Origin of the sequence: Ostreiculturibacter nitratireducens, assembly GCF_032670585.1 — a bacterium.
GTDB classification, from domain to species: domain Bacteria; phylum Pseudomonadota; class Alphaproteobacteria; order Rhodobacterales; family Rhodobacteraceae; genus Ostreiculturibacter; species Ostreiculturibacter nitratireducens.
In genome coordinates, this window is record NZ_JAVQHL010000001.1 from 718,324 (window position 1) to 732,333 (window position 14,010).

General features: G+C 64.4%; 15 protein-coding genes. 5 read left to right on the plus strand and 10 right to left on the minus strand.

The window, feature by feature from the left end; translation table 11 throughout:
- Nucleotides 1-61 precede the first annotated feature (61 nt).
- The gene (gene fabD, locus ABCN56_RS03410) at nt 62-994 is read right to left on the minus strand and encodes an ACP S-malonyltransferase (protein WP_343079362.1); all 933 of its coding nucleotides are present in this window, start codon (nt 992-994) and stop codon (nt 62-64) included.
- Nucleotides 995-1,230: 236 nt separating this feature from the next.
- On the opposite strand from fabD, the gene rpsF reads away from it, so the two are divergent.
- The 3 genes from rpsF to rplI are packed head-to-tail and all read left to right on the plus strand — an operon-like array spanning nt 1,231 to nt 2,453.
- Complete coding sequence (gene rpsF / locus ABCN56_RS03415; protein WP_343079363.1) at nt 1,231-1,602, plus strand: 30S ribosomal protein S6; 372 nt, start codon at nt 1,231-1,233, stop codon at nt 1,600-1,602.
- Nucleotides 1,603-1,631: 29 nt separating this feature from the next.
- Nucleotides 1,632-1,859, plus strand: a complete 228-nt coding sequence (gene rpsR, locus ABCN56_RS03420; RefSeq protein WP_343079364.1) for a 30S ribosomal protein S18 — start codon at nt 1,632-1,634, stop codon at nt 1,857-1,859.
- 12 nt (nt 1,860-1,871) lie between these two features.
- Nucleotides 1,872-2,453: a 50S ribosomal protein L9 gene (rplI, locus tag ABCN56_RS03425; RefSeq protein WP_343079365.1), complete on the plus strand. Its 582-nt coding sequence runs from the start codon at nt 1,872-1,874 to the stop codon at nt 2,451-2,453.
- Nucleotides 2,454-2,553: 100 nt separating this feature from the next.
- On the opposite strand, the gene ABCN56_RS03430 is transcribed toward rplI, so the two are convergent.
- The 5 genes from ABCN56_RS03430 to ABCN56_RS03450 form a co-directional block, all read right to left on the minus strand.
- On the minus strand, nt 2,554-3,462 hold the full coding sequence (locus ABCN56_RS03430; protein WP_343079366.1) for a lysophospholipid acyltransferase family protein: 909 nt from the start codon (nt 3,460-3,462) through the stop codon (nt 2,554-2,556).
- Nucleotides 3,459-4,376 carry a DMT family transporter gene (locus ABCN56_RS03435; RefSeq protein ID WP_343079367.1) on the minus strand — a complete coding sequence of 306 codons (918 nt, stop codon included), beginning with the start codon at nt 4,374-4,376 and terminating at the stop codon, nt 3,459-3,461. The genes ABCN56_RS03430 and ABCN56_RS03435 overlap by 4 nt, the downstream gene beginning before the upstream one ends.
- Nucleotides 4,377-4,578: 202 nt before the next feature.
- Nucleotides 4,579-5,640, minus strand: coding sequence for a flagellar motor switch protein FliG (locus ABCN56_RS03440; RefSeq protein WP_425466066.1), 1,062 nt, complete (start codon nt 5,638-5,640; stop codon nt 4,579-4,581).
- 311 nt (nt 5,641-5,951) lie between these two features.
- Nucleotides 5,952-7,259, minus strand: a complete 1,308-nt coding sequence (gene purB, locus ABCN56_RS03445) for an adenylosuccinate lyase (protein ID WP_343079368.1) — start codon at nt 7,257-7,259, stop codon at nt 5,952-5,954.
- An 80-nt stretch (nt 7,260-7,339) separates the two neighbouring features.
- On the minus strand, nt 7,340-8,290 hold the full coding sequence (locus ABCN56_RS03450; protein ID WP_343079369.1) for a glycosyltransferase family 2 protein: 951 nt from the start codon (nt 8,288-8,290) through the stop codon (nt 7,340-7,342).
- A gap of 180 nt (nt 8,291-8,470) precedes the next feature.
- Between ABCN56_RS03450 and ABCN56_RS03455 the strand changes: the two genes are divergently transcribed.
- Nucleotides 8,471-8,887: a DUF6314 family protein gene (locus ABCN56_RS03455; protein ID WP_343079370.1), complete on the plus strand. Its 417-nt coding sequence runs from the start codon at nt 8,471-8,473 to the stop codon at nt 8,885-8,887.
- 82 nt (nt 8,888-8,969) lie between these two features.
- Here ABCN56_RS03455 and dddP read toward each other — a convergent pair whose 3' ends face one another.
- A complete protein-coding gene (dddP, locus tag ABCN56_RS03460; RefSeq protein WP_343079371.1) occupies nt 8,970-10,313 on the minus strand; it encodes a dimethylsulfonioproprionate lyase DddP in 1,344 nt (447 codons plus the stop codon).
- Between the two features lie 106 nt (nt 10,314-10,419).
- Nucleotides 10,420-11,010 (minus strand): outer membrane protein, encoded by a 591-nt coding sequence (locus ABCN56_RS03465; protein ID WP_343079372.1) that lies wholly within the window; start codon nt 11,008-11,010, stop codon nt 10,420-10,422.
- Nucleotides 11,011-11,223: 213 nt separating this feature from the next.
- Here ABCN56_RS03465 and ABCN56_RS03470 point away from each other — a divergent pair, with 213 nt between their 5' ends.
- Entirely contained in the window at nt 11,224-12,015 is a 792-nt protein-coding gene (locus ABCN56_RS03470; RefSeq protein ID WP_343079373.1) for a heme-dependent oxidative N-demethylase family protein, read from the plus strand.
- Between the two features lie 117 nt (nt 12,016-12,132).
- On the opposite strand, the gene glnA is transcribed toward ABCN56_RS03470, so the two are convergent.
- Together glnA and ABCN56_RS03480 are read right to left on the minus strand one after the other, a co-directional pair.
- Nucleotides 12,133-13,539, minus strand: a complete 1,407-nt coding sequence (gene glnA / locus ABCN56_RS03475) for a type I glutamate--ammonia ligase (RefSeq protein ID WP_343079374.1) — start codon at nt 13,537-13,539, stop codon at nt 12,133-12,135.
- Between the two features lie 62 nt (nt 13,540-13,601).
- Nucleotides 13,602-13,940, minus strand: a complete 339-nt coding sequence (locus ABCN56_RS03480) for a P-II family nitrogen regulator (RefSeq protein WP_343079375.1) — start codon at nt 13,938-13,940, stop codon at nt 13,602-13,604.
- Nucleotides 13,941-14,010: the final 70 nt, after the last annotated feature.

The window sequence follows — 14,010 nt, forward strand, 5'->3', positions numbered from 1 at the left end:
ATTTCACTCTGGTCGAACCGGTCCGTCGCCATCGGGCCCCGCCGAGGCGCGACCTCGCCGCTCAGGACCCGGCTGCCGCCTTGACGTCATCGGGCGTGCCGACGGCGCGCGTCGCGGCCTCGGACGCGATACGCCGGATCATGCCCGACAGCGCCTTGCCCGCGCCGATCTCCCAGAACTCGTTCACGCCTTTGCCGGCCATCCAGAGAACCGATTCCCGCCAGCGCACCGATCCCGTCACCTGCTCGACGAGCAATGAACGGATTGTCGCGGGGTCATCCTCGGGCTGGGCGGTCACGTTCGCGACCACGAGCACCTTCGGCGCCTCGATATGGACGTCGTCCAGCGCCTCCGCCATCGCCCGCGCAGCGGGTTCCATCAAGGCGCAGTGGAAGGGCGCGGATACGGGCAGCATCACCGCGCGCTTGGCGCCCTTGGCCTTCGCGATCTCGACGGCCCGTTCCACGGCCGCCTTGTGCCCGGACACGACGACTTGCGCGGGATCGTTGTCGTTCGCCGCCTGGCAGACCTCGCCCTGCGCCGCTTCCTTAGCCACCTCTGCGGCAGTCTCAAAGTCGAGGCCCAGCAGCGCGGCCATCGCGCCAACGCCGACGGGCACGGCCTCCTGCATGGCCTTGCCACGCAGCCGCAGCAAACGCGCCGTGTCCGCGAGGCTCAGCGAACCCGCCGCGCAAAGCGCCGAATACTCGCCCAGCGAATGACCGGCGACATAGGCGGCCGAGGTGACCGGAATTCCCTCTGCCTCAAGCGCGCGCATCGCCGCGATCGACGTGGCCATCAGCGCCGGCTGCGCATTCTGCGTGAGCGTCAGCACCTCGGCCTCGCCCTCCCAGATCAGCGCGCTCAGGCTCTCACCCAGCGCCGCGTCCACTTCCTCGAAGACCGCCCGAGCTGCCGGATAGGCGTCGGCCAGTGCCTTGCCCATGCCGATCACCTGCGCCCCTTGCCCCGGAAAAACGAATGCCCGGCTCATGTGTCCCCCTGTTTCAGACCTTGCTTCGCAATAACGCGCGGCGCCCTCCCGCGCAATCCGCGCGTTCCCCGCCGCGCCGCGGCCCTGCGCACCGCCATTGTCCTTGCATCCCTGCGCCGCGCGTGTATAAGGCCCCATCCTTTCGCATCGAAACGCAACCGGCGAAGCCTCTCGTGGCGGGCCGCGGAAGGGTTGGCCCCGCCTATGAAGCCGCCTGAGACGAGACAGGAGACCGCATGCCGCTTTACGAGCATGTACTCATCGCGCGTCAGGACCTTTCCAACGCGCAGGCCGAAGGCCTCATCGAACATTTTGGCACCGTCCTCGCGGACAACGGCGGCAAGGTCGTCGACAGCGAGTACTGGGGCGTCAAGACGATGGCCTACAAGATCAACAAGAACCGCAAGGGCCACTACGCCTTCCTGCGTTCGGACGCGCCCTCGGCCGCCGTGCAGGAAATGGAGCGTCTCGCCCGTCTGCACGACGACGTCATGCGCGTCCTGACCATCAAGGTCGATGCGCACGAGGAAGGCCCCTCGGTGCAGATGCAGAAGCGTGACGAGCGTGGCGACCGCGGTGACCGCGGCGACCGTCGCGAGCGTCGTTGATCGAAGGCTCGGGGAAAGGAACTTAACCCATGGCGAACAAACCGTTTTTCCGTCGTCGCAAGGTCTGCCCCTTCTCGGGTGAGAACGCGCCGAAGATCGACTACAAGGATGTGCGTCTCCTGCAGCGCTACGTCTCCGAGCGTGGCAAGATCGTGCCCGCCCGCATCACCGCCGTCTCGGCCAAGAAGCAGCGTGAACTCGCGCGCGCCATCAAGCGCGCCCGCTTCCTCGCGCTCCTTCCCTATGTCGTGAAGTAAGGAGCCAGACCAATGCAAGTCATTCTTCTGGAACGCGTGGCCAAGCTCGGCCAGATGGGCGACGTCGTCAGCGTCAAGGACGGCTTCGCGCGCAACTTCCTCCTGCCCCAGGGCAAGGCGCTGCGCGCCAACGAGGCGAACATCAAGTCGTTCGAAGAGCGGAAGGCCCAGCTCGAAGCGCGCAACCTCGAAACCCGCAAGGAAGCCGAGGCCGCCGCCGAAAAGCTCGAAGGCCAGTCCTTCATCGTGATTCGCTCGGCCTCCGACGCTGGCGCGCTCTACGGCTCCGTCACTCCGCGTGACGCCGCCGACGCAGCGACCGCCGATGGCTTCTCGGTGGACCGCAAGCAGATCGTCCTCGACCGCCCGATCAAGGAACTCGGTCTTCACACCGTGTCCGTGGTCCTGCACCCCGAGGTCACTGCCCGGATCACCCTGAACGTCGCCCGCTCGACCGAAGAAGCCGAGCTTCAGGCGTCGGGCAAGTCGATCCAGGAACTCGCCGCCGAGGAAGAAGCCGCCGCGGAATTCGAGATCTCGGAACTCTTCGAGGACATCGGCGCCGCCGGTCAGGACGAGGAAGGCGCGGCCTGAAGCCAGCGCCCTCGCTGAAACAAAGGAGCCGCGCCGGACACCCCGGCGCGGCTCTTTGCATTTGAGGCCCGTCTGTTCCCGACAGACTCCTTTGGATGACTCAGGCCCTTTTTCGGCGCGTCTTGGGCTTTGGCTGTTTCCAGCGGCGATGAATCCAGAACCACTGGTCCATGTGCTCCCGCACCACGGCCTCGAGATTGTCGTTGACCGCCTGCATCATCTCCTCGGGCGTGCCCTTTGGGATCGGCGCATCGACCCGCACGACGAAGCTCAGCCCATCCGGCTGGCGGATCGCGTGAACCGGCACCATTTCGCAATCGTATTTCAGCGCGAGTTCCGCAGGGTTCAGCGTGGTCTTGGCTGGCAACCCGAAGAACCTCAGTTCCGTCCCCCGACCCATGTGCTGGTCGGTCCCCAACGCCAGGAACCCGCCCTTTCTCAGGAACCTCACCATCTCGACCAAGCCCGCCCGGTTTCGTGGAAACAGGGGCTCCGCGATCCGGTGAATGGCCCGCACGTAGTGCTTGTTGAACACCGGGTTCTGCATCGGCCGATAGACCGCGCCCACGGTGAAGCCCCTCGCCACCAGCGCCGCGCGCATCGCATCGTAGTTCCCGAAATGTGCAACGGCGAGGATGACAGGTTTTCCTGCCTCGTGCGCGGCCTCCAGGACAGGCAGTCCTGGTCCCTCAAGAGGATCGGCCGCGGCGATCCGGTCGAGGAATTCCTTGCCGGAATAGATCTCCGCAAGCGCCCGGCCCGCGTTGTCCGGCACGGCCCGCGCAAGACGCTCGACCTCGGCACGTGGCATGTCGGGGCAAGCGAGCGCCAGGTTCTCCCGCACTCTGCTGCGATAGCCCGCGAGCGGCGCCACGAGATGCGACGTCAGCCATCCCGCCATCGCAACCCGACGCTCGTACCGAAACAGGAGCGAAAATCCCAGGACCGCTCGAAAGGCCCAGTCCGCCAGGTGATCACCCAGCGTTGCCTTTTCATTCGGCTGCGTCATCCCTGCCCCCGGGCCTTGCGCCGCGCGATCTGCGCTTCCCGGTGCCACACATAGAGTCCGGCCGCCACGATCACAAGCGCACCCACGACCGTCCAGCGGTCCGGCAATTCCCGGAACACGGCAAAGCCCCAGAAGGCGGCGAAGATCAGCCCGACATAGCCGAACGGCGCCAGAACCGCGGCCTCGGCCTGGGTGAAGGCCCGGATGAGGCACATCTGCGCCAATGCCCCCAGCGCCCCTATCGCGAGGAACGCCCAGAGATCCCCAAGAGCGATCGGCCGCCAGACGAACGGCTGAAGAACCGACGTGATCAGCGTGCCGAGGAGCGCCGCATAGACCAGCGACGTAAAGACCCCGTCGCGCCCCGCAATCCAGCGCGTGGCAACCGCGAAGCCTGCATAGCAGAACGCCCCCGCAAGCGGCAGAAGCGCCGCCGGCTGGAACACGCCCAATCCCGGCCGGATCACGATCATCGCCCCCGCCATCGCGACAAGCACGCCCATGACCCGCCGTGGACCAATCGGTTCCCCAAGGAAAATGGCCGCGGCAAGCGTGATGAGCACCGGGTTGAGGTCCATGATCGCCGTGGCTTCGGCAAGCCCGATATGCGCCAGCGACAGGAAGAAAAGCGACGTCGCCCCGAACTGCATCACCGACCGCAAGCCCTGGACCCAGGGATGCTCGGTCCGCAGGACGGATCTCAGGCGACGTACCACGATCAGCGCGACCAGCACCGTCTGCCCGGAATAGCGCGCCCAGACGACCTGCATCGCGTGGTAGTCCTGCGTCAGGTGCTTGGCGAGCGCGTCCATCGTCGAGAACAGGAGGACGCCCGCGAGGATCAGGAGGATCCCCTGCGCCGTCGCTCCAATCCTGCCAACCGATCCGATCACCCGCCCGCTCCACTCGCGCATGCTACCGGGGCTTTAGGCGCTGTGGCGTCTGAGAACAATGGGGCCGTCCGTGCAAGCACAACGTGCCGTTAGGTCAAGCACCGCCGAGAGCAAGTCCCAGGGTAACGCGCGTGATGCAGGACGAAGTCGTTCCAGGTGGTGGACACGGTGGCGCGCTTCCCTCACGGCACATTGCGCGAGGTTCTCGCGCCCGAGGTGCGCGTCAATCCTCGTCGCCCGCGATCAGAAAGATCTCGCCGGACGCCTCCATCTCCCTGATGCGCGCCACAATGGCGCTCATCGCCTCCTCGGCGTCCTTCTCCTTGACCTTGCCAAGGGCTTCCATCTCTTCCCGGATATTCGCCGCCATCCGCTGCGAGATATTGGCGAGGATGAACTCCACCGACTTCGCGTCCTCACCCTTCGCGCCCGCCAATGCAGCAACCAGAACGGCCTGATCGACGGCCCGCGTTATCTTCGGCACATCGCGCGCGTCGATCCGCATGGGGATGTTCGTGAAGGTGAAGATCGCCTTCTTCACCTCCTCGGCAAAGACCCTGTCTTCCTCCTCGAGGCCCTTCAGCACCGCTTCCCGCGTCACGGCCTTGGAATAGTTCAGGATGGCGCCGACGCGGTCCACGGGCTTCGTGTCGAATGCCTTGGCTGGCTGTGCATCAAGTTGCACGGCAAGCGACAGCCCGATCCTCCGCACTGTCTCCGGGTCCACGTTTCCGGTCAGCGACACCGCGTAGGCGATCCTCCGGGCCTTCTCGCCAGGGAGCCTCCCCAGAAGGTCCGCGGCCTTGGACACTGCGAGCTTCGAGAGCATGACAGCGCCCACCTCGACGGATTCCGCCTCCAGAACCGGGAGGAGCCGGGAGGCATCGAGTCCGGAAATCCGCTCCCAGGGGTCACCCTTACCGGAAGCCCCTAGCATGCGCCGAAGCCGGTTCGAGGCCGAGGGCGACAGATGGCCGTCGAGCATCGTCAACGCCCCTTCGATCCCGCCCGGGAAAGAAAGGCCGATTGCGTCGAGTTCGCGGACGAATTCCTCAACGACCGCCTGCAGAGTATCGCGGTCAATCAGGCGCATCTCCGCGAAGTCCTCTGTCAGTCTCTCCTGAAGCTCTTCGGGAAGCTCCGCGATCGGCAGCGACGCGCCCTGCGACACGAGAAGCCGCACGATCACTGCCGCCTTCTGCCTTTTCGTCAACGGGAGGGGCCGCGGCGCCGCACCTGTTACCGGAGCGGCGCCGAAGCCGGGCAAGGGCGCAAGCGAAGACAACACAAAACTCCGGCCAATGGATATGGCCGGACACTGGCACGGAAGCCGTTAACGGCGAATTACCCGCAGACTGGCGGTCAGCTTGTCTGGACGACGCAAGCTTTCGTCGCCTCATCCCAGACCTGGCCCTCGGCGCAGCTCATATTTGCCCGCTGCTCATGCCCGCAGCCCTGTGCGAAAGCCGCGACCGGCATCAAAGCGAGGGCAAGGGCGGAGAAAAGCGCTCTCATCTCGATCTCCTCGGTTGACGATGCCCAAGGAGACCACGAGAGAGCCGATCCACAAAATCACGGGGCCGTTACCGGCCGGCTTCAGCCTTCGCCGAAGACGCGCCGGAAGATCGTGTCCACGTGCTTCGTGTGATAGCCGAGGTCGAATTTCTCCTCGATCTCGGCCTCCGACAGCGCCGCGCGAACTTCCGGGTCGGCCTTGAGTTCGGCCATGAAATCCGCCCCCTTTTCCCAGACCTTCATCGCGTTCCGCTGCACCATCGCATATGCGGCCTCGCGGCTGACGCCCTTCTGGGTCAGCGCCAGGAGCACGCGCTGCGAATGGATCAGCCCGCGGAACTTGTTCATGTTTGTCAGCATGTTCTCGGGGTAGACGAGAAGTTTGTCGATCACCCCGGTCAGCCGGTTCAGCGCGAAGTCGAGCGTGATCGTCGCGTCCGGCGCGATCCCCCGTTCGACCGAGGAATGGGAGATGTCCCGCTCGTGCCAGAGCGCCACGTTCTCCATCGCCGGCACTACTGCCATTCGGACAAGACGGGCAAGCCCCGTCAGGTTCTCGGTCAGGACCGGGTTCCGCTTGTGCGGCATCGCAGAGGAGCCCTTCTGTCCGGGCGAGAAATACTCCTCCGCCTCGAGAACCTCGGTCCGCTGCAGGTGCCGGATCTCCACGGCGATTCGCTCGATCGAGCTCGCGATCACGCCGAGCGTGGCGAAGAACATCGCGTGACGGTCGCGCGGGATCACCTGGGTGGAAATCGGCTCCGGCCTCAGCCCCAGCTTCGCGCAGACATGTTCCTCGACCTTGGGATCGATGTTCGCGAAGGTGCCGACGGCGCCCGAAATCGCCCCGGTCGCCACTTCCCAGCGCGCCTTTTCCAGGCGGTTCTTGTTCCGCTCCATCTCGGCATAGGCACCGGCCATCTTGAGGCCGAAAGTCACCGGTTCGGCGTGGATGCCGTGGCTGCGGCCGATGCAGACCGTATCCTTGTGCTCGTAGGCGCGCTTCTTGAGGGCAGCCAGAAGCTTGTCCATGTCGGCCAGAAGGATGTCGGCGGCACGGACCAGCTGGATGTTCAGCGTCGTGTCCAGCACGTCGGACGACGTCATCCCCTGATGGACGAACCGCGCCTCTTCCGAACCGATATGCTCTGCCAGATGCGTCAGGAACGCGATCACGTCGTGCTTCGTCACGGCCTCGATCTCGTCGATCCGGGCGATGTCGAACTCCACGTCCTTCGCCTTCCAGACAGCTTCCGCGCTTTCCTTGGGGATCACGCCCAGTTCCGCCTGCGCGTCGCAGGCATGAGCCTCGATCTCATACCAGATCTTGAACTTGGTCTCGGGGGACCAGATGGCGACCATTTCGGGGCGGGAATAGCGCGGGATCATGAGGTGGCCTTTCTCGGGAAAAACAGGCCCCGCCCCCTTAGACCGCAAGCCGCCCGGTGGCAAGGGATGCAGGCGGGATGTCAGCGGTATGAGGCCACGCGGGCCCGATACCTCTCCTCCGTGCGTTCCTGCCAGCGCCGGATGGAGCCGTCGCCGAGCATTTCCTCCATCTTGAGGGCCAGCGCCGGCGCATAGCGCAGGATCGTGTCGTCCCGCTCGGCCGCCATCGCTCGCTCGGTGAAATAGGCGTCGTCGTGGCGCAGGTTCTCTTCCCCCTTCGGCGCCGCCCCCCGCCCCCGGTCGCGACGCGCCTGGTAGCTGTCCCAGGTCTTCACCGCATAATGGTTGTACTGCGCCATGCCGTGGCTGATCCGCTTCACCGGGAAGTTCCTCAGCTGCCGCCAGATCGGTCGTTCGTGGTCGATGTCAAACATGCTTCCATCCGCGCGCATGACCCGCAGGGGCAGCTTCGTGCCCCGATATCCCACCAGAGAGTGGTTGTGGATCTTCTTGTAGTCGCCGGGCCGCCGGGAAAGCGTCTTGACCGGTGCGTTGACCGGATGCGCCGTCTCGTGCCGGTAGTGGAACATGCCCGTGACGGGACCGGGCCGCCACTCTGCCTCCCCTCCGCTGCCGAAGGTCGCGGCGTTCAGGGCGATGACGTCGACATCCTCGGGCGCTTCGGCCACCAGCGCGTCGACGCCATGATCGCCGACATGAACGTTCAGGAACTCGTCCGCGTCCAGCATCATCAGCCAGTCGGCGGAATCGATGTCATGCGCCGCCCGGATCTTCCTGTAGCCCTCGTGTTGCGGGATCTCGCCGGGCTTCACGCGGTTCTTCACATGGGTGACGTAGCCCGCGGCGTCGAGCGCCGACAGAAGCCCCGCGGAGCCGTCGTCGCAGTCGTTCGACGCGATGAATATCCGGTCGAATCCCAGGACGAGATGATGAGCCACGAATTCCAGCAGGAAGGGCCCCTCGTTTCGGATGCTCGAAAGAAGGTAGATCTTCGGCTTCGCCTCGGTCACTCCGGCCTCTCCGTGCCGCCGCTCTTGGCCGGAAGGAAGGCCCCGGCGCAGCCCCATATGACCCGGCAGCGGCATCGCTGGCAACAGCACCTGTCCGGCGCAAAAGCGGATGGCATTGAGCTGACCGCCTCAGTGCCATAGGTTCCCCGCCGATCACACCTCCAACAGGGGACACCGGACTTGCGGCTATCGGATTTCGCTGGAACGTGGCGCCTGACGAAGCGCCTCCATGACCGCCGCGCCGGTGTCGAGGGGCACTTCGAGGGAGAGGCCCGCTTCACCCCCGCTGCAACCGGCCTCGCCTACGAGGAAACCGGCCTGCTCAGCCTTGCGGGCCAGCGACCCCTCGCAGCCGAGCGCCGCTACCTCTGGCGTGAGGAAGCCGGAAGGATCGCGGTCGATTATGCCGATGGCCGCCCGTTTCACGAGTTCGACGCGGACAATCCCGCCCCCCTCGCGGAGCATCTCTGCGCGCCGGACCACTATGCCGTCCGCTACGATTTCGCCGGCTGGCCCGAATGGGAAGCGGAATGGACCGTTACCGGTCCTCGGAAGGACTACCTGCTGCGGTGCCGCTACAGCCGCAGCGCGTCCTGAAAGGCTGCGTGTCCCTGACGACGCTCCCGCACCGTCTCGGAGCTTGGGCGGGGCCTCCCGTGAAGAAGGCCCCGCATTGGTCTCAGACCTCGCCCATCAGGCGCGGATCGAACGGATAGGTGGTGAGGTTCTCGAAGCCCGTCTCCGTGACCAGGACCTGATCCTCGAGCTTGATCGAGAAATCCCCGCCTTCCGGGCTTACCAGGGCCTCTACGCAAAGAACCATGCCCGGTTCCAGCACGTAGTCGAAGGCACCCTCCTCCCAGTTGTCGGGATAGGCGACGAGAGGCCACTCGTCGCAGAGCCCGACCCCGTGCATCCGGCAGCCGTATTTCTGCTTCCGGAACTGCTCGTCCAGGTGATGACCGCCGAACGTCAGCTCCTTGATGCTGACACCCGGCTTCAGAAGCTGCATGTTCGTCATGATGTGCTCATGCGCATGCCGCATCGCGTAGATCATCGCGTTCGTCGGCTTCGCCTCGCCGATCCACCAGGTCCGGCTGATGTCGATGCAGATGCCGTAGCTGCCGATGAGGTCCGTGTCGAAGGCAACGATCTCGTTCGGCTGGACGATCCGCGGTCCGCATTCCTGGAACCACGGGTTCGTCCGCGGCCCGGAGGCGAGAAGCCGCGTCTCGATCCATTCCCCGCCGCGCTTGATGTTCTCGGCGTGGAGCACGGCCCAGATGTCGTCCTCGCTCATGTTCCCGCGAGGCACGCCTTCCCGGGCCGCGCGCTCCATTTCAGCGACGGCCATCTCGCAGGCGTGGTGCGCACAGCGCATCGCCCGAATCTCGTCCTCGCTCTTGATGGCGCGGGTCTTTTCCGTGCATTCCTCGCCTTCCATCACCTCGAAGCCATGGGACTCAAGCGCGCGGAGCCCGTGGAGCATGATCTTGTCCACGCCAAGCCGACGGTTGCCCTCGCCATGCGAGGCGATCAGGTCCTTCACCTCGGCCGCGAACTTGCGGGCCGCATCGCCCGCCCGGTCGCCCCTGTCGAAGTAGAAGAAATCCGCGCCGGACCGCTGTTCGCGGACGAGCGGGTTGAATTCCGACAGGAAGGGGGAGTTCTTGTAGTCCCAGATGACCATGTAGCCGTCTGCGCAGAGAAGAACCGCGCGGAACGGGTTGTGCGTGTTCCAGAGCTGCATGTTCGTGGAGTCGGTCGCGTAGCGGATGTTCAGGGGGTCGAACATCAGTAGCCCGCCCCAGCCCCGCGCCACGATCGCCTGGGTCAGACGTTTCCAGCGGCTTTCCCGCATCCGCGTGAGGTCGGGCAGCACGAGGCCAGCCGCTTCCCATTCCCGGAAGGCCAACTGCGTCGGGCCGATTTCGATCCGGTTGTTGTCATTGGGGCTGCCGTCGCCCAGCGTCGTGCCCCGCGTCGGGTCGATCTTGCGGATGTCTCTGTAGTGCTCATTCATGGACGGGCCTCCTTTTCGGGAAAGGATTGGCCCGCCCTGCAACCCGCGTCCTGTCTGTTCACGACGCGAAATGCCGTCGCATTTCGTCCCCGAAAGGGTCCGTCAATCAGAACTTCATACCTATGCGCAGCATCACGGATTGGGATTTGATGTCACCCTCGTATCCGGGGAAACCTGAATCCGTGTAGTCGGCGTCAAGACGCCGCTCAAGGTATTCGGCACCCACCGTAAACCGCTGAGCGAACTGATATTCCACGCCAAGACCATAGTTCAGACCAGTCGCGTCTTCACTCACATTGGCCGGGTTTTCTTTCGAAATCCCATGCGTATAGCCAACCACACCGTAGAACAGCGCCTGCCCCATCGCGTATCCGAGCCGCCCCTTGAGATCGAGGTAATCGCGCTGCAGGACGGTATGGTCGTTTGAATCGGTCTTCCAGGGCGAGTATGCAAGCTCACCACCGTAGACCATCGCTCCGGTCTGGACGTTATAGCCCAAGTAGGCTCCCGCGCCCGATCCGCTCGTATCGAAGATATCGTAGGGCGCGCCATTGTCGGTGACCTCGTTTCGGTCATCGGTACTGCCCGCCAAGACACCAATGTAGTAGCCGCTCCAGTCAGCCGGGGGTCCGGATTGCGCCGAGACCGGACTTGAAAAGCCTATGCCTGCGAGGGCTGCGATCACCCAGTACTTCATGGTTCTGCTCCTTTCGCCCCCCACGCGAAAAACTACGCCAGTTCCGATCGCAGCCAAAGAACGACATCCAATGCGCGATTCGCGGCGAATCACCTGTTGCGACGGGGCAACTGCCTGATTTCGCGGATTCTCCATCTTCCGCCCCCTCAGACCGGCCGGATCGGCGCGATGAATCCTCTTTTCGCTAAGCCCCTGCGCCGATACCAAACAGGCATGGCACCCGTTCTGCAGACCTCACTCCCCGCGCTTCCCTGGATGGACCCCCGGCTGTCCCGGCTTCCGGGCATCCTGCCGCTGGATCCGGCGCAATGGCTGATCGTCGACGAAGCCTATGCCGGGCAGATGGCCTTTCGCGACAGGCTGATCGCCGAACGCGCGAACGAGGTGCACGCTCTGACCAGCGCGGCGCTTCCCGCGGCCTCGGAGCTCTATGACCGCGTTCTGGCGGACCTGCCGCGCCTGGGTTTTGAACTTTCGAAGCGAACGGCGACCCGCCCCGACGGCGCCACCGTTCCGCTCAATCCCGATGAACCTCTCATGACGCTCGGACGGCTAGTCCAGGAGGACCTCTGCCTGATGGAAGCCGGAGCCGACGGAGAGCATGTTCTGACCGGAGCGATCCTGTGTTTCCCGGCCTCGTGGACGCTCTCCGAGAAGCTCGGGCGGCCACTCGTCCGGATCCATGTTCCGGTGCCCTCGTACGACACAAACCTGGCTACGCGCGTGCAGCGTCTTTTCGACGCCGTCCGGCCGGAACGCCCGCTCTGGCGGATGAACTACCATCCTTACCAGGTGCCCGACCTCTTCCATCCGCGCCGCGAGAGCGATCCGAGGCCGGCACCGTCCGGCCCGGCTCCCTTTCTACGATGCGAGCGGCAATGCCTGCTTCGGCTGCCCCGGACGGGAGCAGTCGTCTTCTCGATCCACACCTACATGGTCGCGATGGACAGCCTGCCGGCCGAGGCTCGCGCCCGCCTTCCGGACATGGCCCATTCAGCGGACTGACGCCGCCTTCCGACGAACGCCACGCAACTTATCACCACTGCAAAACAGGAAGGGGGCGCCCAAGGGCGCCCCCAATGTTTTCTGCGGCAGGGTGCGTGGGTGCCACGCACCGCTTGCTCAGCAGGAGTAGTACATCTGGTACTCGACCGGGTGCGGCGTGTGTTCGTAGGCGTAAACCTCTTCCCACTTGAGCGCCATGTAGCCGTCGATCTGGTCCTTGGTGAAGACATCGCCGGCCAGCAGGAAGGCGTGGTCCTTTTCCAGGGCTTCCAGCGCCTCGCGGAGCGAACCGCAGACGGTGGGAATGCCCGCCAGTTCTTCCGGCGGCAGATCGTAGAGGTCCTTGTCCGAAGCCGGACCCGGGTCGATCTTGTTCTTGATGCCGTCGAGTCCGGCCATCAGAAGCGCCGCGAAAGCAAGGTAGGGGTTCGCGGCCGGGTCCGGGAAGCGGGCTTCGACGCGTTTGGCCTTCGGGCTTTCGGTCCACGGAATACGGACGCAACCCGAACGGTTGCGGGCCGAGTAGGCGCGCAGAACCGGGGCTTCGAAGCCCGGGATCAGGCGCTTGTAGGAGTTCGTGGACGGGTTGGTGAAGGCGTTCAGCGTCTTCGCATGCTTCAGGATGCCGCCGATGAAGTAGAGCGCTTCCTGCGAGAGGTCGGCATACTTGTCGCCGGCGAAGAGCGGCTTGCCGTCCTTCCAGATCGACATGTTGACGTGCATGCCCGAACCGTTGTCGCCCTTCATCGGCTTCGGCATGAAGGTCACCGACTTGCCGTAGGCGTGGGCCACGTTGTGGATCACGTACTTGTACTTCTGGATGTTGTCGGCCTGCTCGGTGAGCGTCCCGAAGATCAGCCCGAGTTCGTGCTGCGCGGTCGCCACTTCGTGGTGGTGCTTGTCGACCTTCATGCCCATCCGCTTCATGGTCGAAAGCATTTCCGAACGGATGTCCTGGCCGGCGTCGACCGGGTTGACCGGGAAGTAGCCGCCCTTGTGACCCGCGCGGTGCGCAAGGTTGCCGGTCTCGAACACGGCATCCGTGTTCCAGGCCGCATCTTCGGAGTCGATCTGGTAGGACACCTTCTGGGGCGTGACCGAATAGCGGACGTCGTCGAAGATGAAGAATTCGGCTTCAGGGCCGAAGTAGGCGACGTCGCCGACGCCGGTCGACTTCAGGAAGGCCTCGGCCTTCACGGCGGTCGAGCGCGGATCGCGGCTGTAGGCTTCGCCGGTGTCGGGCTCGACGACGTTGCAGTGAATGCAGAGCGTCTTTTCGGCGTAGAACGGATCGAGGTAGACCGAGGACGCATCGGGCATCAGCTTCATGTCGGACTGGTCGATAGACTTCCAGCCGGCGATCGAGGAACCGTCGAACATGAAGCCCTCTTCGAGGAAGTCCTCGTCGACGAGATCGGACACTACGGTCACGTGCTGCAGCTTGCCGCGCGGATCGGTGAAGCGGATGTCGACGTATTCGACCTCCTCGTCCTTGATCAGCTTGAGTACGTCTTTGTTGCTCATATGATCTCAATCCCTTCTATCAGAGCATTCGCGTTGGGGCGGCCTGAGCCGCCCGGTGTTCCTCAGATCGCGTCGTCGCCGGTCTCGCCGGTGCGGATGCGCACAGCCTGTTCGACGTTCGACACGAAGATCTTGCCGTCGCCGATCTTGTCGGTCCGAGCCGCGCCGATGATCGCCTCGATCGCGCCATCCACCTGGTCATCCGAAAGGACGACCTCGATTTTCACCTTCGGCAGGAAGTCGACGACATATTCGGCGCCACGGTAAAGTTCCGTGTGGCCCTTCTGCCGCCCGAAGCCTTTCACTTCGATGACGGAAAGACCCTGGATGCCGGCCTCCTGCAGCGCCTCCTTCACCTCATCGAGCTTGAAGGGTTTGATGATCGCCTCGATCTTCTTCATGGGCCGACTCTCCCGATAGCTTTGCCTGTCGGAGCGTGTCTGACCACTTTCCCCTTCGGCCGACAATGTG